This window comes from Phytopseudomonas daroniae (assembly GCF_004327275.1).
GTDB classification, from domain to species: Bacteria; Pseudomonadota; Gammaproteobacteria; order Pseudomonadales; family Pseudomonadaceae; genus Aquipseudomonas; species Aquipseudomonas daroniae.
The window spans coordinates 201,699-221,523 of sequence record NZ_QJUJ01000011.1 but is presented as its reverse complement, the minus strand read 5'-3'; the positions used below and the strand labels follow the sequence as shown (position 1 = coordinate 221,523).

General features: G+C 62.0%; 16 protein-coding genes and 1 pseudogene. 11 read left to right on the top strand and 6 right to left on the bottom strand.

The window, feature by feature from the left end:
* Positions 1–8: 8 nt before the first annotated feature.
* Both DNK10_RS22300 and DNK10_RS22295 read right to left on the bottom strand, forming a co-directional pair.
* Positions 9–209 (bottom strand): annotated as a pseudogene (locus DNK10_RS22300) (MFS transporter); the annotation flags it as partial.
* Between the two features lie 30 nt (positions 210–239).
* Entirely contained in the window at positions 240–755 is a 516-nt protein-coding gene (locus DNK10_RS22295; RefSeq protein ID WP_165496024.1) for a GNAT family N-acetyltransferase, read from the bottom strand.
* 250 nt (positions 756–1,005) lie between these two features.
* Between DNK10_RS22295 and minC the strand changes: the two genes are divergently transcribed.
* From minC to DNK10_RS22270, 5 genes are all read left to right on the top strand, one after another.
* Positions 1,006–1,740, top strand: a complete 735-nt coding sequence (gene minC / locus DNK10_RS22290; protein ID WP_131193069.1) for a septum site-determining protein MinC — start codon at positions 1,006–1,008, stop codon at positions 1,738–1,740.
* A gap of 226 nt (positions 1,741–1,966) precedes the next feature.
* Positions 1,967–2,782: a septum site-determining protein MinD gene (minD, locus tag DNK10_RS22285; protein ID WP_131179188.1), complete on the top strand. Its 816-nt coding sequence runs from the start codon at positions 1,967–1,969 to the stop codon at positions 2,780–2,782.
* Positions 2,779–3,033, top strand: a complete 255-nt coding sequence (minE, locus tag DNK10_RS22280) for a cell division topological specificity factor MinE (protein WP_042552782.1) — start codon at positions 2,779–2,781, stop codon at positions 3,031–3,033. Before minD ends, minE begins: the two co-directional genes overlap by 4 nt.
* A 185-nt stretch (positions 3,034–3,218) precedes the next feature.
* The gene (locus DNK10_RS22275) at positions 3,219–3,854 is read left to right on the top strand and encodes an RluA family pseudouridine synthase (RefSeq protein WP_131193068.1); all 636 of its coding nucleotides are present in this window, start codon (positions 3,219–3,221) and stop codon (positions 3,852–3,854) included.
* Positions 3,854–4,432 (top strand): class I SAM-dependent methyltransferase, encoded by a 579-nt coding sequence (locus DNK10_RS22270; RefSeq protein WP_208738856.1) that lies wholly within the window; start codon positions 3,854–3,856, stop codon positions 4,430–4,432. The genes DNK10_RS22275 and DNK10_RS22270 overlap by 1 nt, the downstream gene beginning before the upstream one ends.
* Before the next feature lie 100 nt (positions 4,433–4,532).
* On the opposite strand, the gene DNK10_RS22265 is transcribed toward DNK10_RS22270, so the two are convergent.
* From DNK10_RS22265 to DNK10_RS22255, 3 genes are read right to left on the bottom strand one after another with little or no spacing between them, the layout of a single operon-like run.
* A complete protein-coding gene (locus DNK10_RS22265; RefSeq protein WP_131179191.1) occupies positions 4,533–5,432 on the bottom strand; it encodes a TauD/TfdA dioxygenase family protein in 900 nt (299 codons plus the stop codon).
* Positions 5,433–5,486: 54 nt separating this feature from the next.
* A complete protein-coding gene (locus DNK10_RS22260) occupies positions 5,487–6,386 on the bottom strand; it encodes a TauD/TfdA dioxygenase family protein (RefSeq protein ID WP_131193066.1) in 900 nt (299 codons plus the stop codon).
* Between the two features lie 21 nt (positions 6,387–6,407).
* Positions 6,408–8,783 carry a TonB-dependent receptor gene (locus tag DNK10_RS22255; RefSeq protein WP_131193065.1) on the bottom strand — a complete coding sequence of 792 codons (2,376 nt, stop codon included), beginning with the start codon at positions 8,781–8,783 and terminating at the stop codon, positions 6,408–6,410.
* Between the two features lie 321 nt (positions 8,784–9,104).
* Here DNK10_RS22255 and DNK10_RS22250 point away from each other — a divergent pair, with 321 nt between their 5' ends.
* Entirely contained in the window at positions 9,105–10,028 is a 924-nt protein-coding gene (locus DNK10_RS22250) for a LysR family transcriptional regulator (RefSeq protein WP_131193064.1), read from the top strand.
* Between the two features lie 52 nt (positions 10,029–10,080).
* Here the strand turns inward: DNK10_RS22250 and DNK10_RS22245 are convergent, their stop codons facing one another.
* The gene (locus tag DNK10_RS22245) at positions 10,081–11,139 is read right to left on the bottom strand and encodes an ABC transporter substrate-binding protein (protein WP_131193063.1); all 1,059 of its coding nucleotides are present in this window, start codon (positions 11,137–11,139) and stop codon (positions 10,081–10,083) included.
* Positions 11,140–11,527: 388 nt separating this feature from the next.
* Between DNK10_RS22245 and DNK10_RS22240 the strand changes: the two genes are divergently transcribed.
* From DNK10_RS22240 to DNK10_RS22220, 5 genes are all read left to right on the top strand, one after another.
* Positions 11,528–13,678 carry a TonB-dependent siderophore receptor gene (locus DNK10_RS22240; RefSeq protein WP_131193062.1) on the top strand — a complete coding sequence of 717 codons (2,151 nt, stop codon included), beginning with the start codon at positions 11,528–11,530 and terminating at the stop codon, positions 13,676–13,678.
* A gap of 209 nt (positions 13,679–13,887) precedes the next feature.
* The gene (locus DNK10_RS22235; protein ID WP_131193061.1) at positions 13,888–14,721 is read left to right on the top strand and encodes a 5'-nucleotidase, lipoprotein e(P4) family; all 834 of its coding nucleotides are present in this window, start codon (positions 13,888–13,890) and stop codon (positions 14,719–14,721) included.
* A gap of 547 nt (positions 14,722–15,268) precedes the next feature.
* A complete protein-coding gene (locus tag DNK10_RS22230) occupies positions 15,269–15,454 on the top strand; it encodes a hypothetical protein (RefSeq protein WP_131193060.1) in 186 nt (61 codons plus the stop codon).
* Positions 15,455–15,468: 14 nt separating this feature from the next.
* A complete protein-coding gene (locus DNK10_RS22225; protein WP_131193059.1) occupies positions 15,469–18,384 on the top strand; it encodes a ribonucleoside-diphosphate reductase subunit alpha in 2,916 nt (971 codons plus the stop codon).
* 154 nt (positions 18,385–18,538) lie between these two features.
* The gene (locus tag DNK10_RS22220) at positions 18,539–19,792 is read left to right on the top strand and encodes a ribonucleotide-diphosphate reductase subunit beta (RefSeq protein WP_042552772.1); all 1,254 of its coding nucleotides are present in this window, start codon (positions 18,539–18,541) and stop codon (positions 19,790–19,792) included.
* Positions 19,793–19,825 lie beyond the last annotated feature (33 nt).

Below are 19,825 nucleotides of genomic sequence, written 5' to 3'. Positions count from 1 at the left end.
GATGGCCGAGCCGGTGGCACCAGAAACAGCAGGCCCAGGGCGTAGCCGATCTGGGTCAGGGAAACGGTCAGGCTGGCCTTGTGCATCGACAGGCCCACGGCTGGCGCGATCAGCTCGGTGATCGGCTGAGCGTAGTAGAGATTGGCGACGATGGCGCCGCAGCAGAAGGCGAACAACAGCACCAGCGCCACCGGCACGCTGACATTCAATAGGTTTCCGAGGCCTGACCGGCTCTGACTCTAGCTCAAGTCGGGCAGCAGCCACTGCATATGCGTCGTCTGCCAGAGCGGATCGGCTTCGACATCGACGACGGCGAACCCCTGCTTTTCCCAGAAGCGGATGGCGCCCGGTAGAAAGGGATGAGTATGCAGGTAGAGCACCTGCACACCGGCAGCGGCGGCATGCTCGCGCAGCCGCGCATATAACGCCCTGGCCAGGCCGAAGCGGCGAAATTGCCGAGCAACGAACAGACGCACGATCTCCACGGTTCGGCGCCCGACATAGTCGAGCTGAGGGAATCGGTGGTCATAAGGCAGATAACCAACGGCCGCGACGATCTCGTCGTCACAGCGCGCCAGCCAGAAACCACCATCCTCGCCATCCAGGTACACCTGCTCGAAATACTGCAGATCCGCCGGCAATACCGTTGCGTCGAGCATGGGGAAGATTTCCGCACGGGCAGCCATGACGAAATCGACCAACTCGGCGATATCGCTCGCCTGGACGCGGGCGATATGGATGGGTGACGTGCTCATGCCCCTCCCGGGCTGCATCGGCACGCTTGCAGACGAAGCGGCCCACTGGTGAAAGTGCCGGCAACATAGCTCGCACCTGCCCTGCTCGCAACCACGCACCTCTCTATATAGGCAACCGAGGCACCAATGTTTCGTGGCGTTGTCACTGAAAGCCCGAGCATCGAACGAAGGTTGCTGCTTTTACCCTTGAGCCTCGCCGCCGTTCTCGTTATAAGTCCCGCTACTTTTCCAAGGCCGTATCAGGCAGACCATGAGCCAAGCTGATCTCCTCGACCAAGACCCCGTGTTCCAGCTCAAAGGCAGCATGCTGGCCATCACCGTGATGGAACTGGCGCACAACGACCTCGCCCGCCTAGACCTGCAACTGGCGGAGAAAGTCGCCCAGGCCCCGAACTTCTTCAGCAACACCCCGCTGGTGCTGGCCCTCGACAAACTGCCGAAGGATGAAGGCAGCCTCGATCTCGGCGAGCTGATGACCCTGTGCCGCAAGCACGGCCTGCGTACCCTGGCCGTGCGCGCCAACCGCGAAGAGGATATCGCCGCAGCCAACGCACTGGATCTACCGGTGCTGCCACCCTCCGGTGCCCGCGAGCGAATCATCGACCCGGCGCCGAAACCGCAGGAGCCACCCGCCAAACCGGCCGAGCCCGAAGTCAAACCGACCCGTGTGGTCACCACGCCGGTGCGTGGCGGCCAGCAGATCTACGCCCAGGGTTGCGATCTGGTGGTGCTCGCTCCGGTCAGTGCCGGTGCGGAACTTCTCGCCGATGGCAACATCCATGTTTACGCCCCTATGCGCGGCCGCGCTCTGGCCGGTATCAAGGGCAATCGTCAGGCACGGATTTTCTGCCAGCAGATGGGCGCGGAACTGCTCTCCATCGCGGGTCAGTACAAGGTTGCCGAAGACCTGCGTCGTGACCCGAACTGGGGGCGTGCGGTACAGGTTGGCCTGACGGGTGACGTGTTGAACATAACCCGTCTTTAACGGATACTGCCGCCACTTTTAACGGACATAAAGGGCATCTGGAAGCCTTCAGGCAGACTGTCAAAACAATCACTGGCAAACAGCCAGTCGGCATCGCTCGGCGCCTGAAGCGAATCGCTTTTCCCGCCTTGCGAGTCGCACCAGAGCCCTGCTCAACGGATTTTTTCGACAGACCACCAGTTGCTGGCAGGTTCCTGTTTCTTATTCATTTTTGGGGTGAATCACCTTGGCCAAGATCCTCGTAGTCACTTCCGGCAAAGGTGGCGTCGGTAAAACCACCACCAGCGCCGCCATCGGTACCGGCCTCGCCCTGCGCGGCCACAAGACCGTCATCGTCGACTTCGACGTCGGCCTGCGTAACCTCGACCTGATCATGGGCTGTGAACGCCGCGTGGTGTACGACTTCGTCAACGTCGTCAACGGCGAAGCCACCCTGTCCCAGGCCCTGATCAAGGACAAACGTCTGGAGAACCTGTACGTGCTGGCCGCCAGCCAGACCCGTGACAAGGATGCCCTGACCCTGGAAGGCGTGGAAAAGGTCATCAACGAACTGCGCGAAAACTTCGAATACGTGGTCTGTGACTCGCCGGCCGGTATCGAGAAAGGCGCCCACCTGGCCATGTACTTCGCCGACGAAGCGATCGTGGTGACCAACCCGGAAGTCTCCTCGGTACGCGACTCCGACCGTATGCTCGGCCTGCTGGCCAGCAAATCGCGCCGCGCCGAACAAGGCGGTGAGCCGATCAAGGAACACCTGCTGCTGACCCGCTACAACCCGGAGCGCGTGACCCGCGGTGAAATGCTCGGCGTGGAAGACGTCGAGGAAATCCTCGCCATCCGCCTGCTCGGCGTGATCCCGGAATCCCAGGCCGTGCTCAAGGCGTCCAACCAGGGCGTGCCCGTGATCCTCGATGATCAGAGCGATGCCGGCCAGGCTTACAGCGATGCAGTGGATCGTTTGCTCGGCAAGGAAGTGGTGCACCGCTTCCTTGATGTGAAGAAGCAGGGCTTCCTGCAACGTCTGTTTGGAGGTCGAGAATGAATATTTTTGACTTCTTGCGTTCGCGCAAGAAGGAAGCCACTGCCTCCATCGCCAAAGAGCGCCTGCAGATCATCGTTGCCCACGAACGTGGCCAGCGCACCCAGCCAGATTACCTGCCTGCCCTGCAGCAGGAACTGGTCGAGGTGATCCGCAAGTACGTTGCCATCGATTCCGATCAGGTTCAGGTCGCACTGGAAAACCAGGGCAGCTGTTCGATTCTGGAATTGAACATCACCCTGCCGGATCGTTGATCCGCGTACCGTAGGGTGGGTTAGCAGCGCCTGGTCGTGACCTTCAATTCACTACCAGAGTCAGTGCGCTGCGTAACCCACCAGGCGATGCCGAAGACGACATCGACCTTCTGCGGTAACTCGCTCCCCGAATGGCGGCCCCGATGGCCGCTTTTCGTTTTTATCGCCCAACCAACAGAACGCCCATGCCGCTCAGCCAAATCGAAATCGTCCATCAGGATGCCGCCCTGCTGGTGATCAACAAGCCCACCCTGCTGCTCTCGGTGCCCGGTCGCGCCGAAGACAACAAGGATTGCCTGGTCACCCGCCTGCAGGAAAACGGCTACCCCGAAGCACGTATCGTGCATCGTCTGGATTGGGAAACCTCGGGCCTGATCGTCCTCGCCCGTGATGCCGACAGCCACCGCGAGCTGTCCCGGCAGTTCCACGACCGCGAAACGGAAAAAGCCTACACCGCTTTGTGCTGGGGTTCGCCCGAGGGCGACAGCGGCAGCATCGACCTGCCCCTGCGTTACGACCCACCGACCAAACCGCGCCACGTGGTCGACCATGAACACGGCAAACACGCCCTGACCTTCTGGCGCATACTCGAGCGCCATGCCGATTACAGCCGCGTCGAGCTGACCCCGATCACCGGCCGCTCGCACCAGTTGCGCGTGCACATGCTGTCCATCGGTCATCCGCTGCTCGGCGATGGTCTCTATGCCCATGAACAGGCCCTGGCCGCCTACCCGCGCCTGTGCCTGCACGCCAGCATGCTCAGCCTGACTCACCCACAAACCGGCGAACGCCAGCGCTTCGAGTGCCCGGCGCCGTTCTGATGGATCCCCGGCGCTTCTACGAGAACACCAAGGGCGCACCGGCAATGCCCTCGCTGCTGCTGGCCCTGCAACACTGGCAGGCGCCACCCGGCCTGGCCGTGGATCTGGGCTGTGGCGCCGGCCGCGACACCCTGGAGCTGCTGCGTCAGGGCTGGCAGGTGCTGGCGGTGGATGCCGAACCGCTGGCCTTCGACTACCTGCAACCGCTGGTGCCCGGCGAGCAGCACGCGGCCCTGCGCTGCACCTGCAGCCCGTTCCAGGGCGTCGAGCTGCCCGCCGCCGAACTGATCAACGGCAGCTTCGCCCTGCCATTCTGCGCGCCCGCTGACTTTCCCGGGCTCTGGCGACGCATCGAGCAGGCCGTGAAACCCGGCGGCCTGTTCGCCGGGCACTTCTTCGGCGAGCGCGACGACTGGGCCTCGGACGGCCTGACCATCCACACCCGCGCCGAGGTCGCAGCCCTGCTCCAGCACTGGCAGATCATCGACCTGCAGGAAATCGACCGCCCGGGCCAGACCGCCGTCGGCCGCGCCAAGCACTGGCACCTGTTTGCCGTGGTGGCCAGGCGCCAATCGTAATGACCTCATCGCCCGCTCGGTGGACAAGCTTCGCGTTGTCCACATGGCCCTCCTCTACCACGGGCAGCTTGCCGCTTGTGGCTTGACGCTTGCCACTGCTTTAAAACGGCCGGCTTCCCGCCAGGCTGATTCGCTGCAGCCGCCTGCGCTGTTCGGCCGGAAAGGCGTTGCGTGCATGCAGGGTGGCCTGATTGTCCCAGTAGACGATATCGCCCACCTGCCAGCGATGGGTGTAGGACAGCTCGGGCCTGGCCAGGTGCTCGCGCAGACGCGCGATCAGTGCCTGGCCACGCTCGGGCTCGACGCCGGCCAGCTCCACTTCCGTGCGCACACCGAGATACAGCAGGCGCTTGCCGCTCTCGGGATGGGTACGCACCAGCGGATGCTCGGTGCCCTGGATCGGCTCGATTTCCGGCGTGCGATAGGTAATCGCTCCCATACGCCCGTAATCACCGTTACGCAGGCGCACGAAAGGGTTGTAGTTGATCAGCCGCAGTCCCTCGATCTCCGCCTTGGTCTGCTCGTCCAACGTGCTATAGGCCAATGCCAGGTTCGTCCATACCGTTTCGCCGCCGTCCTGCGGGACTTCCTGGGCATACAGCAGCGAACCGCTTGAGGGCGTGGGCGTCCAGTGGTGATCCGAATGGGCCGGCAGCTCGTTATTACCGAGCTCACCATCCTCGGTATTGGCCACCTTGACGATATCCGGTGCCTTGCCGTCCGCACCGGACGATAGCACTAGAAAGTCCGGATGCGGCTGAAACACCGAGCCGAACCAGGAGGTGAATTGCAGGAATTGCCCGTCGTCGAGCTGCTGGCCACGGAAGATCAGAATGTGGTGATCGCGCAAGGCCCGCTTGAGTTGCAGAATCTGCTCCGCACTCGGCGTCAGCCGGGCGTCCAGGCCGTGGACAATGGCCCCCAGCGGTGCCTGCTGGGGCTCGATACGAAAGTCATCATGGGTCGCTGCCGGCTGCAGCACGTGGGTGGTCTGGGTCATGGTCGTTCACCTTGAGTAATGGGTTTGCCCTGCCACGCAGGTGGCAGGCACAGGTCAGGATTTGCTGATGGTTCTGCTACGCTGGCCGTCGATGCTCATCGGCACATCACCGGCCAGGGTTACGCGGCGCACGATGCGAGGCTGGTCGCCGTAGTCATTGACCGCGTAGTGCTGGGTGGCGCGGTTGTCCCAGATCGCGACGTCGCCATTGCTCCAGCGCCAGCGAACGGTGTTCTCCAGACGAGTCACATAACCCTGAAAAACCTCGAACAGGCGCTGCGAATCGTGCTGGGAAAGGCCCTTGATGCGTTTGACGAAATGGCCCAGCAGCAAGGTGCGTTCACCGCTTTCTGGGTGCACGCGCACTAGTGGATGCTCGGTTTCGTACACCGTGGAGGCGAATACCTTGCGATACTGTTCCAGGCGTACCGGGTCGGCGTCGGGTCTTTTCGCTGCGTAGTCGAAATCGTTGCTATGCACCGCCCACAGCCTGTCAGCCAGCTCGCGCAGTTCGACGGGCAGATCCTCGTAGGCCGCAGTGGTATTGGCCCACACCGTGTCGCCACCCGCGGACGGCACCAGCACCGAGCGCAGGATCGAGGCCTTGGGGTAGGCATCGACGAACGTCACATCGGTGTGCCAGGTATTGGCCCTGGCACCCTGCGCGCTGTCGAGTTCCAGCAGGTAGCTGCTGCCATCACGCACCGGCACGGTGGGATGGGCCACCGGCTCGCCGAGGCGTTTGGCAAAGGCCTCCTGCTGAGCGTCATCCAGCATCTGGTTGCGGAAGAACAGCACCTTGTAGCGCAGCAGCGCTTGCCCAATTGCATCTACGCTGGCTTCGTCGAGGCTCGCGGACAGTTGCACACCGCGCACCTCGGCGCCGATGCGGCCGGCAACGGGGAACAGGTCGAGTTCTACGTGAGGGATTGATACGACGGCAGATCGAGTCATGGCGTTCTCCTTGGGGCGTGCTTAGAAGTCGTAACGCAGGGTGAGGCCGGCCGTACGCGGCTGGCCGACGGATGCGGTGTAGGAACCGTTGGTAAATGCGAAAGCGGTGAGGTAGTAGTCCTGATCCGTGACGTTGCGCATCCACAGCGAGGTATCCAGCTCGCCATCACCCAGGTCGATACGCACCCCGGCGGAAAGGTTGAGCAAGCCATAGCCGTCGATCTTCGACAGATCGGAGTTGTCCAGCGTGCCTTCCGCCTCGGAGCGGTAGGAGTAACCCGCGGTCACGTAGGGTCGCAGGCCGCTGTCCAGTTGCCACAGGTACTCACCGTTGAAGTTGCCGATCCAGCGCGAGGCACCGACCACCCTTTCGCCCGTGAGGTCGCAGATCGCCGCGGCATTGACCGTGCTGACCTCGCCTGGGCAGGGCGCGTTCTTGAAGCTCAGGTAGGTGACATCGTTGAACGAGCCATTGAAGTTCAGGGTCAGCCCGCGAATCGGCCGGTAGCTGGTTTCCAGTTCCAGACCACGCGAACGCACGCTACCGGCGTTGGCCATCACCGAGGTCGCGGTCAGTGAGCCCGGTGGCGTGGTCAGCGTGGTGGCCTGGTAGCCATGAACCCCCGTCCAGAACAGGTTGGCGTTGAACTGCAGCCGGCCACCCAGCAGCGTACTCTTGAAGCCGAGCTCGGCATCGTTGGCCCGCTCCGGCCCGACCACCAGAGAATCGCTGCCAAGGCCCGTCTGGGGCGCGACCAGGTTGACCCCACCGGACTTCTCGCCGTGGGCCAGGGAGGCATAGCCGAGCAGGTTGTCGCTGGCCCGGTAGCTGAGGCTGATCAGGCCCGACGGCGCCGCGTTGTGCAGACCGAATTCGCCGGTATCCAGCCCGCCCATCTGGCGCTGGCGGATGGCATCCACCTCAGGCGCCAGATCGGCACCGCCTTGCGGATCGAAGCGGTGCAACCGCGCCTGCTTCTCTTCATAGGTGCCGCGCACGCCAATCGTCAGATCCAGGCGATCGGTAAGGTGCCAGTTGCCTTGCGCGAACAGCGCGAAACTGTCGGTGACGATCTTGCCATTGGTCTGCGTGCTGACATCGTTGAACACCCCACGATCGACCCCCGTCAGGAACAGATCGGCCTGCGGGCCATAGCGCTGTACCGTCTTGTTACCCAGGTTCTGGCGGAACATATAGGCGCCAAGCACGTAGTCGAAGCGCTCGCCGGCCGGTGAGGCCAGGCGAATCTCCTGGGAAAACTGACGGTCGTGCACTTCCACGCCGCCGTGACGAACCGCCGGCTGATCGGTGAGATCGGTATCGTTGAGCGGGATGAAGTGCCAATAGCGATAACCGCTGATGGAGGTCAGCGTGTAGCCACCATCGAGTTGCCAGCTGGCTTCCAGTGAGGTGCCGCCCTGCCAGACGTTGACCGCCTGCTCGGAGTCGATGTTTACCTCACGCTTCTTGATGTCGTACTGCGGGTTGGCGCCGATCAGCGCGGCACGCTCACGAAAACGGTCGGAAACCCCGTACAGCGCCCAGACGCCGTTGGTGGACTTCTCCTGGTTGTAATCGGTGATCCAGCGCAGGCTGAAATCCTCGTTCGGCTCGAACAGCAACTGCCCACGCAAGCCCTCGCGCTCGCCGCCCAGAAACGTGCGGCTGTCATGCTGGTTGTCGATGTAGCCATCTTCACGGGTGCGATAGAACGACAGGCGCCCGGCCAGGGTGTCGGTCAAGCCGCCGGACACGCTGCCCTTGCCCTGGAAGTAACCACGCTCGCCGCCCGATACCTCGAAGCTGCGCTCGGGCGTGAAGGTCGGCTTGCGGGTGGTGATGTTGATCACCCCCGCCGTGGTGTTCTTGCCGAACAACGTACCTTGAGGGCCGCGCAGCAACTCCAGCTGTTCGACATCGAGCAGATCGAACACCGCCATGCCGGGCCGCCCGAGGTAGATATTGTCCAGGTAGATGCCAGCGCTGCCCTCCAGGCCGTCGCTGGCCGGGTTGTTGCCGATGCCGCGCACCGCGACGCTGGACTGGCGCGCATGGATGTAGGCGACGTTGACGCTCGGCAGCACCTGTTGCAGTTCCTGCACGCGGTAGACCTTCTGCAACTCCAGCGTGGCGCCGCTGAGGGTGGTGATCGGCGTGGGTACGTCCTGGGCGTCCTCCTCCCGGCGCCGGGCGGTGACCGTTACCTTCTGCAGCGCCGCGTCGTCCTGGGCAGCGCTGGCATCCGCCGTGGCGCTCTGCGCATAGAGCGGGCCACTGGCGGCCAGACCACCCAGCGCCAGGAGCAGGCTCAGGACGTAATCCGGCGATGCGAGGCGCTGCACGATGCTCGTGCGACCCGCGAGGCGGCGCTGAATGAAAGGGGGTGTCGAACTCATCAATGGTAATCCTTGGTCAAGAAACAGGCCGCACGAAGCCGCGCCACATGAATGCGTAGCTCTGTAAGGGAAAGGCAGGGTGTAAAGGTGTCAGGCGAACCGGATCAACCGGGGCAACAGCGACACGCAGATGCCAGACGCGAGGTCGGGTGAGGTTTTTTCATGGACAGATCCTTGCAATCGCTCAGCAGGCAAATATTCCATTAAGTTCTATTTAAATAATAAAAATACGTTTGACGGAATAAGAGCTTGCATTTAAAACCACCGTCCAGGGCAGCCGCAAATGCCTAAAACCTATTTTTCAAATGCCGGGAATGCATCATGGATCTGCGCCAACTTCGCTACTTCATCGCCCTGACAGAGCACCGCAGCTTCGTTCGCGCGGCAGAAGCCATGAACATCACTCAGCCGGCGTTCAGTCGCAGCATTCAAGGGCTGGAGCATGAGTTCGGCTGCCAGTTGGTGGATCGTGGCAGCAAGGATCTACGCCTTACCCCCGAAGGCCAGGTAGTGCTGCAGCACGCCCTGAGCCTGGTGCAGGGCGCCAGTAACCTGACCAACGAAGTCAGCCAGATGAGCAAGCTCGATGCCGGTGAGCTGCACTTCGGCTCGGGCCCGGTACCGGCGGCGAAGCTGGTGCCGGACAGCCTGATGCAGTTCATGGCGAACTACCCGGGCATTCGCCCGCGTCTGCTGGTCAACAACTGGGAAAGCCTGGGGCGCAGCCTGAGCCGCAACGAGATCGAGTTCTTCATCGCCGATATCCGCCCGTTCCACGCCGATCCGAACTTCCAGGCCTACGCCCTGACGCCACGGCCGGCTACTTTCTTCTGCCGGGCAACACACCCGTTGGTCGCCAAGGAAAGCCTGTCGACCAACGACCTGTTCGCATACCCGCTGGCGTCGGTGCGCATCCCCGTGGGCACCCGCAAGGCTCTGGCCAACCTGAGTGGCAAAGCCAGCTTCGAACAACACATCGAGTGCGAGCATTTCCCGCTGCTGGAGCAGATCGTGCGCAACACCGATGCCATTGGCGTCGGCCCGCTGGAGGCCCTGCACGAGGCCCTGAACCGCGGCGAGCTGGTACGCCTGCAGTTGCGTAACTTGCCACAGAGTATGACCCTGCAGGCTCATTGCGGCATCGTCACGCGCACTGGCTACCGGCTGTCACCGGCGGCACGGGCGATGATCGACCTGATCAAGCAGTGCGATCAGGATCTGGCCGCTGCCGCTGCGGCAGCCTGAACACCGAAGACGCAAAGGCCGCAGTCATGCTGCGGCCTTTTTCGCACAACGATCAGGGGCGAGCAGCGACAGCCGGCGATGTTTGCAACGCGGCATCGAGAAAGCGCGGATCCGCCCAGTCAGCGACCTTGAAGCCTTTCCGGATCAGACGTTGCTCGACCGCCAGATCGACTCCGGCCTGCAGCCGAGCCAGGTAGCCGGCATCCAGATGCGGGTCGAACATGTGTTGCACATCGCTGGCCTCGAGATCGCTCTGCAACAAGGTACGCGGGTAGCCGGACAAATCCGCGACCAACGCCACGTAAGCCTGCTTGTTGGCCTCGTCACGCAGCCATTGCACCGCCTGCTGCTGAGCTCTTATCAAGCGCTGGACTGCCTGCGGATGGCGATCGACAAAATCCCCCGCGCCCACCAGCATGGTCTGCACGCTGCCGGCGCCGCCCAAGTCGTCGGTATTCAGAGGCAACTCGGCCAGACCTCGCTGTTCCAGGGAGATCAGGTTGGCACCGCCCCAGGTGGCGTCGATCTGCTTGGCTGCCAAAGCGGCCGATGACGCATTGCCGTCCAGATTGATGATCTGCAACTCACGCTCGCGCAGGCCCTGACTGGCCAGTGCCTGTGCGAAGGACAACTGATAGGCGGTGCCACGGAAGATCGCCACCCGTTTGCCGCGCAGATCCGCCAGGGTTTTCACCGCCGACCCCGGCACCACGCCCAGGTACAGGCGAATATCACGGGCGGTAGCACTCAGTAGCCGGGTATCCAGCCCATTGGCCTTGCCGATGATCGACGCCATGTCACCCAGATAAGCCAGATCCACCTGGCCGTTGGCGAGCGCCTCGTTGACTACCGGCCCGGCCCCCTTGAAAAAGCTCCACTGGATGGTGATGCCGTCTGCTGCGAACTCCTTTTCCAGAGTCTCCTGGTTGCGCAGCACATCGACGATACCGCCACCACTCGGCTTGCCGCCCGCACTCAGATCCGGCACGGCGATGCGAATTTCCTTAAGAGGCTGCTCCGCCAGCACGGCCGTGGCACCGACCAGGGCCAGCAGTCCCGAAAATATGGGTGCGACCACCCGCTGTAAGCCTTTATCGAACGCACGCTTCATTGTAATAACGCTCCTGAACCATCTACGCCGTGGCTCTTGAGGCCACCGGAATACTTATGAAGGCACAGGCCACATGGTTATTTAAATAATAAAAAAATGCATTTCATAAACATTAGGGAATAAGCCATCAATGATGGGACATTCCGTGCAGATGCCCTGCGCGCATAAAAAATATGATGCGAAGGCATTGGCCAAAGCCTTGTGCCCTGTGTGAAATAGATGGCCGATTCGAATTCCTCCCGCCAGCCCGTACCTCTCCTCGGACGTGGCAACCGCTCCCCCGATAAGCGACAATGCCGCCCCGCCAAGCGATGGCAGCCGCCTGCCGACAACAAATCGCCCGCGTACCGGATAGCCAACCGCCGACCTCCGCATCCAAGGAATTTGCATGGCCCTGCCTCGCCCGCGTTTCGCACCGACTCTGCTCGCTCTGGCCCTGAGCCCGACGTTTTCCTGGGCCGCCGACTCGGTGGTCGCCCTCGACGCCACCACGATCGAAGATCAGGCCAGCGACAATTACCAGGCCCGCAGTGCTTCGGTCGGTGGTTTCGATGACGCGCCCCTGCTGGATACGCCCGCGTCGGTTTCGGTAGTCACCCGACAGTTACTGGATGACCAGCAGGCTCGCCTGCTCAGCGACGTGCTGAAGAACGACGCTTCGGTAGGCGAAGCCTACGCGCCGATCGGTTACTACGAGAATTTCGTGGTACGCGGCTTCTCGCTGAATGCCGCCAACAGCTACCGGGTCAATGGCCGTAGCGTGGTGGGCGAACAGAACGTGGCGCTGGAGAACAAGCAGCAGGTCGAGCTGCTCAAGGGGCTTTCCGGCCTGCAGAGTGGCGTGACCGAGCCCGGCGGGTTGATCAACTACGTGACCAAGCGCAGCGAAAACGTGCGCTCGCTGAGCGTGGCCAGCAATCAGGATGGCGAGCGCTATATCGCCGCCGACCTCGGCCACTGGTTTGGCAGCGAGCAGGAGCTGGGCCTGCGCCTCAACCTGGCCCACGAGGACATCCGCTCCTTCGTCGAACACGCCGACGGCAAGCGCGACTTCATCTCCCTGGCGCTGGACTGGAACCTCTCGCCCAACGCCACACTGCAGCTGGACGCCGAATACCAGGCTCGCGAGCAGCGCTCGGTCGCCGGCTATCAATTGCTCGGCGGCACCCGGGTGCCAAGCGGCGTCGATCCGGACACCCGCCTCGGCCATCAGAGCTGGTCGAAACCGGTGAGCATCGACTCGCTGAACCTCGGTGGGCGCTTCGAATATCGCTTCGACGACAACTGGAAAGCCGCAGTCGATGCGTCCCGCAGCCAGGTGGTGATCGACGACTACAGTACCTTTCCCTTCGGCTGCAGCCCTGATTCCGGATGCGACGACTGGTATTCGCACTTCAGCCCGGAGGGCGATTACGACATCTCCGACTACCGCAGCCCGGATGATACCCGCCGTCATGACGAACTGCAGGCGACTCTGTCCGGCGCCTTTGCCACCGGCAGGATCGGCCATGAGCTGACCATGGGCACCAGTGCCTTGCGCCGAACCGTGGACAGGCGCAGCTCCGTCAATGAATGGATAGGCGCGGGCAATATCCATCAGGACGTTGTCGACTTCGCCCCGACCGACGTACCGCTCAATCCCAAGAACCGCCGCCTGGACAGCCGCCAGTACGGTCTGTTCTTCAGCGACCGTATCAGCTTCGACGAGCACTGGCAGGTGCTCCTGGGCGGGCGACAAGTACGCCTGGACGAGGAAGCCTTCACCAGCAGCGGTATCAGCGACCGCCGCACCCGTCGTAGCGAATTCCTGCCCAATGCCGCCCTGCTCTACAAACCGCAGGCCGACACGACCTTATATGTGAGCTACAGCAAGGGCCTGTCCCTGGGCGGCGAGGCACCGTGGTTCACCAGTAACGATGGCGAAATCCTCGCCCCGACTACTTCCCGCCAACTGGAAGCCGGCTTCAAGCGCGACTGGCAGGGCCTGAGCCTGGGTGCCGCGCTGTTCCGTATCGACCAGGCGCTGCAATACAGCCGCCCGAACGATGATGGCAGCCTTACCTACGTTCAGCAGGGCAAGCAGCGCAATATCGGCCTGGAGCTCTCCGCCAGCGGGCAGGCCAGCCGCAATCTGCAACTGTCGGCCAGCGCCGCGGCCATTCGCGCACGGGCACTGGACAGCGGCACCGAAGCCTATGAAGGCCACCAGGCGGTCAACGTACCGCGCGTGCGCGCCAGCCTGTCGGCCGATTACCAGGTGCCCGGTGTTCAGGGCCTGTCGCTACTTGGCGGCCTGCAGTACAGCGGCAGCAAGTACGCCAACCCGAACGGCACGGTGAAGGTCGCCGATTACACGGTATTCAACCTCGGCAGCCGTTACACCACCCGCATCGAAGGCTACGAAACAGTGCTGCGCCTGACCGTCGACAACCTGTTCGACAAACGCTACTGGCGCGACACCGGCGCCTACCAGGGCGATGGCTACCTGTTCCCGGGTGACCCGCGCACCGCCCGCCTGTCCGCAACCGTGAGTTTTTAACAGGCGACGGGGAAGTCGTATCTGTGATGGGCAGAAAAAAGGCGGGAGCAGACGTAGGGTGGATGACGCTCTTTTCATCCACCAGCCCGTAGGATGGGTGAAACCCATCAATTTCCGATGGGTTTCACCCATCCTACGACCGTCCGCTTGCGCCACTTTGCTGCCGTTTCATATGAACTATCGTCGCAAAAGCCCAAGGAGCATCCCAAATGCGTAGCACAGCATCGTTAGTGACCATCTGCTTGCTGGGAAGCCTGCTGACTGGTTGCCAGCAAGCACCCAAGGAACATGATCAGCTCGACGCTGTGCTGTGGACGCAAACCTCCATCGAGCACGAGCTGCTCTATCGCCAGGTCTATGCCGCCGCGACCCGCCAGTTGCAACCGGCGCTGGCCGACCCGCAATGGGATGCCCTGGCGCAACCGCCGCGCAACCTGACGGGCCTGCCGCCAGCGCTGATCGTCGACATCGATGAAACGCTGCTCGACAACACACCCGTGAATGCCAAATCGGTGGTCGATGGTGGCTCTTACGATTACACCGAATGGTATCGCTGGGTGGAAAAGGCCGAGGCTCGCGCCCTGCCCGGCTCGGTGGCCTTCATGCAGGCAGCGACGAAACTCGGCGTCACGCCCTATTACCTGACCAACCGCGAGCCCGGACAGGAAGCCGACACCCTGCGCAACCTGCGCCAGGCTGGCTTTCCCATCGATGACGTGGGGCAGATTCTCACGGCAGGAACCGCCATCGGCGGCTGCCAGCAAGCCGGCTCGGACAAGACCTGCCGTCGCCAGTGGGTCGGTGAACGCGCACGGGTTCTCCTGCTGGTGGGTGACAGCTACGGCGACTTCATCGCCGCACCCAATCGCCTGAGCGAGCAGCGCAAGGCAACGGTGCCCTACCAGGATTGGTTCGGCCAACGCTGGTTCCTGCTGCCAAACCCGACCTACGGCGGCTGGTACACCGCGCCTTATGAAGATCGCGACGACCTGCCGGAAATGCAGAAGCGTGCCTTGAAGCACAAGGCACTGATCCTGCCGTAAACCTGATGAATTCCATGGACTATTCGCACCGTGGCGACTGCCAATAGCCAGTCGCCACGCGTCTGCATATTGCAGGCCAAAATGCGCGAATAAACCCTACATATTGTGTTTATGTGACGAAGTGGATTTCCCCCGCCAGACCCAGAAAAAAATCTGCCTGCGGCAATAGCGACCGTAATCCGGGCATCGCCAGTATTCATGGGCGTTTGCGCCACTTACCCCGCATTAACCCACAGATTTATCCACAGGCCGTAGGGCTTGCCTTAGCTCCTTCACCGCACTATCTTGTATCCACAGCTCGCCAAACACCTATATGTTGGGTTTTCCGAGAAAACGGGTACAAGCACAAATGCCCTGAAAAAGTCCATGCCCAGAGTCGTTTCGGTGCATTGAGCAGTCACCGAGTACCACGCTCCGGCAACCAGAGTCACACTGGTATCGAACGACCCGGGTCGCTCGGCCAATACAGAACACAGCACGCCGCGCATGCGCCGGCAACACTATATCTAGTGGCCGCGCGCAGCAGGAAGCACCAGTAAAGCCAGGGATGAAGCGTTCCGGCATCGAAACAGTACCGACTGCAGCGGCGCACGGCGCCAGCCAGTCCATCAGCGCCTTTTTGCAACACTCTGCTGCCAGCCTTGTGCAGGCCTCAGGCTTTGTCGAATGGAATGAAAGCCAGGTACCACGTAACGATCAGCGGCAGAACGCTCATCCCGGAAAATTTCATTGATCACGGAGACCTCCATGCATACCGACACCACTCGCGAGAACCCTCAGGCCCAGGCGCCTCAGGGTGCAGACGCCACCCAGGATCTGGCTGCCACCGCCCCTGGCCAGTTGCGTGTGATCAAGCGTAACGGCACCGTCGTGCCGTACACCGGTGACAAGATCACCGTCGCCATCACCAAGGCGTTCCTCGCAGTGGAAGGCGGTAATGCCGCTGCCTCGTCGCGTATCCATGACACCGTCGCGCGCCTGACCGAGCAGGTCACCGCCACCTTCAAGCGCCGCATGCCTTCGGGCGGCACCATCCATATCGAAGAGATCCAGGATCAGGTCGAACTGGCCCTGATGCGTTCCGGCGAGCAGAAAGTCGCCCGCGACTACGTGATCTACCGCGAAGCCCGCAGCCAGGAGCGCAAAACCGCTGGCGCAGCCGATGGCATCGCCCAGCCGCACCCGAGCATTCGCGTCACCCTGGCTGACGGCAGCCTGGTGCCGCTGGACATGGGCCGCCTCAACACCATCGTCACCGAAGCCTGTGAAGGCCTGCAGGAAGTCGACGGCGCGCTGATCCAGAAAGAAACCCTGAAAAACCTGTACGACGGCGTTGCCCAGAAAGACGTCAACACCGCTCTGGTGATGACCTCCCGTACCCTGGTCGAACGTGAGCCGAACTACAGCTACGTCACCGCCCGCCTGCTGATGGACAACATCCGCGCCGAAGGCCTGAGCTTCCTCAACGTCGCCGCCAGCGCCACTCACCACGAGATGGCCGAGCTGTACGCCAAGGCCCTGCCCGCCTATGTCGAGGCCGGTGTCGAGTTCGAACTGCTCGACCCGAAACTGAAAACCTACGACCTGGAAAAACTGGGCAAGGCGATCAACCACGAGCGTGACCAGCAGTTCACCTATCTGGGCCTGCAGACCCTGTACGACCGTTACTTCATCCACAAGGACGGCATCCGTTTCGAACTGCCGCAGGTGTTCTTCATGCGCGTGGCCATGGGCCTGGCCATCGAAGAGCCGAAGAACCGCGAAGACCGCGCCATCGAGTTCTACAACCTGCTGTCGTCGTTCGACTACATGTCGTCGACCCCGACTCTGTTCAACGCCGGCACCCTGCGTCCGCAACTGTCCAGCTGCTACCTGACCACCGTGCCTGACGACCTGGGCGGCATCTACGACGCCATCCGCGACAACGCCCTGCTGAGCAAATTCGCTGGCGGCCTGGGCAACGACTGGACACCGGTTCGTTCGCTGGGCGCCTACATCAAGGGCACCAACGGCAAATCCCAAGGCGTCGTACCGTTCCTCAAGGTGGTCAACGACACCGCCGTGGCGGTCAACCAGGGCGGCAAGCGCAAAGGCGCCGTGTGTGCCTACCTGGAAACCTGGCACATGGACATCGAAGAGTTCATCGAGCTGCGCAAGAACACCGGTGACGACCGTCGCCGTACCCACGACATGAACACCGCCAACTGGATCCCGGATCTGTTCATGAAGCGCGTCTTCGACGACGGCCAGTGGACCCTGTTCTCGCCAAGCGAAGTACCGGATCTGCACGACCTGACCGGCAAGGCCTTCGAAGAGCGCTACGAGTACTACGAAGCCCTGACCGAGTACCCGGGCAAGATCAAGCTGTTCAAGACCATCCAGGCCAAAGACCTGTGGCGCAAGATGCTCTCGATGCTGTTCGAGACCGGCCACCCATGGCTGACCTTCAAGGATCCGTGCAACCTGCGCAGCCCGCAGCAGCACGTGGGCGTGGTACACAGCTCCAACCTGTGCACCGAGATCACCCTGAACACCAACAAGGACGAGATCGCCGTCTGCAACCTGGGCTCGGTCAACCTGCCGAACCACATCGTCGACGGCAAACTGGACACCGCCAAGCTGGCCCGCACCGTGAAGACGGCCGTGCGCATGCTCGATAACGTCATCGACATCAACTACTACTCGGTGCCGCAGGCGCGCAACTCCAACTTCAAGCACCGCCCGGTCGGCCTGGGCATCATGGGCTTCCAGGACGCGCTGTACCTGCAGCACATCCCGTACGGCTCCGACGCCGCTGTCGACTTCGCCGACAAATCCATGGAAGCGGTCAGCTACTACGCCATCCAGGCTTCCTGTGACCTGGCCGACGAGCGTGGCGCCTACGAAACCTTCCAGGGTTCGCTGTGGAGCAAGGGCATCCTGCCGCTGGACTCCCAGCAGATCCTCATCGAGGCCCGTGGCCAGAAGTACATCGACGTCGACCTGAACGAAACCCTGGACTGGGCTCCGGTACGGGCTCGCGTACAGAAAGGCATTCGTAACTCGAACATCATGGCCATCGCGCCGACCGCGACCATCGCCAACATCACCGGCGTGTCGCAGTCCATCGAGCCGACCTACCAGAACCTCTACGTGAAATCGAACCTGTCGGGCGAATTCACCGTGATCAACCCCTACCTGGTTCGCGACCTCAAGGCGCGCGGCCTGTGGGACTCGGTCATGATCAACGACCTCAAGTACTACGACGGCTCCGTGCAGCAGATCGAGCGTATCCCGCAGGAACTGAAAGACCTGTACGCCACCGCCTTCGAAGTCGACACCAAGTGGATCGTCGATGCTGCCAGCCGTCGCCAGAAGTGGATCGACCAGGCGCAATCGCTCAACCTGTACATCGCTGGCGCCTCGGGCAAGAAACTCGACGTGACCTACCGCATGGCCTGGTACCGTGGCCTGAAAACCACCTACTACCTCCGTGCCCTGGCCGCGACCAGCACCGAGAAGTCGACCATCAACACCGGCAAGCTGAACGCAGTATCCAGCGGCGGTGACCAAGGCCTCAGCGCGGCCCCTGCCGCCGCGCCGGCCAGCCAGGCCTCGCCTGGTCCGGCTCCGGTACCGAAGGCTTGCGCCATCGACGAGCCGGATTGCGAAGCCTGCCAATAAAGCAGCGGCAAGCTGCAAGCCATGAGCTGCAAGCTTGCCGTGATCATCGCCGTGACGTGCGCTGAACAGGGCGGACATCAGTGTCCGCCACACCCCGTAACCCCTTGCAGCTTGAAGCTTGCCGCTTGAAGCTGCTCCTGAAAGGAGCCCCCTCATGCTGAGCTGGGATGAATTCGACAAGGAAGACGGCGCAGAAGCTGCCGCTCCCAAACAGACCGCGGCACAAGCCAGTGCCGACATGAGCCTGGAAAGGCTCAACCAGGTAGGCGACGCCGCCGCCCTCGAAGCGCGCGCCATCGACGCCAACGACTCCGATGCCATCGCCCGTGCGAAAAAGGCCCTGAACGACCTCGACATCCAGGAAGGCCTGGACGAGCTCGAAGGCACCTCCGCACGCGTGGAAGTCGGCGACAAGCAGATGATCAACGCCCGTGCCGACCTCAACCAGCTCGTACCCTTCAAGTACGACTGGGCCTGGCAGAAGTATCTGGATGGTTGCGCCAACCACTGGATGCCGCAGGAAGTGAACATGAACGCCGACATCGCTCTGTGGAAGAGCACCGACGGCCTCTCCGAGGACGAGCGCCGCATCGTCATGCGCAACCTCGGCTTCTTCTCCACCGCCGACAGCCTGGTTGCCAACAACCTGGTACTGGCCGTGTACCGCCTGATCACCAACCCCGAGTGCCGCCAGTACATCCTGCGCCAGGCCTTCGAGGAAGCGATCCACACCCACGCCTACCAATACTGCATCGAATCGCTGGGCATGGATGAAGGCGAGATCTTCAACATGTACCACGAGATTCCGAGCGTCGCGAAGAAAGCCTCCTGGGGCCTCAAGTACACTCGCTCGATCTCCGATCCCAAGTTCGAAACCGGCACCCCGGAAACCGACCGCCAGTTCCTCAAGAACCTGATCGCCTACTACTGCGTACTGGAAGGCATCTTCTTCTACTGCGGCTTCACCCAGATTCTCTCCATGGGCCGCCGCAACAAGATGACCGGCACCGCCGAGCAGTTCCAGTACATCCTGCGCGACGAATCCATGCACCTGAACTTCGGTATCGACGTGATCAACCAGATCAAGATCGAAAACCCGAGCCTGTGGGACGCCCAGATGAAAGACGAGGCGACTCAGATGATTCTGCAGGGCGCCCAGCTGGAAATCGAATACGCCCGCGACACCATGCCCCGCGGCGTACTCGGCATGAACGCTGCGATGATGGAGGACTACCTCAAATTCATCGCCAACCGCCGCCTGACCCAGATCGGCCTGAAAGAAGAATACCCAGGCGCCAGCAACCCCTTCCCATGGATGAGCGAAATCATGGACTTGAAGAAAGAGAAGAATTTCTTCGAAACCCGTGTGATCGAGTATCAGACTGGTGGGGCGTTGAGCTGGGATTGATCACGTAAACTCAAAAAATTGAAATACGAATAA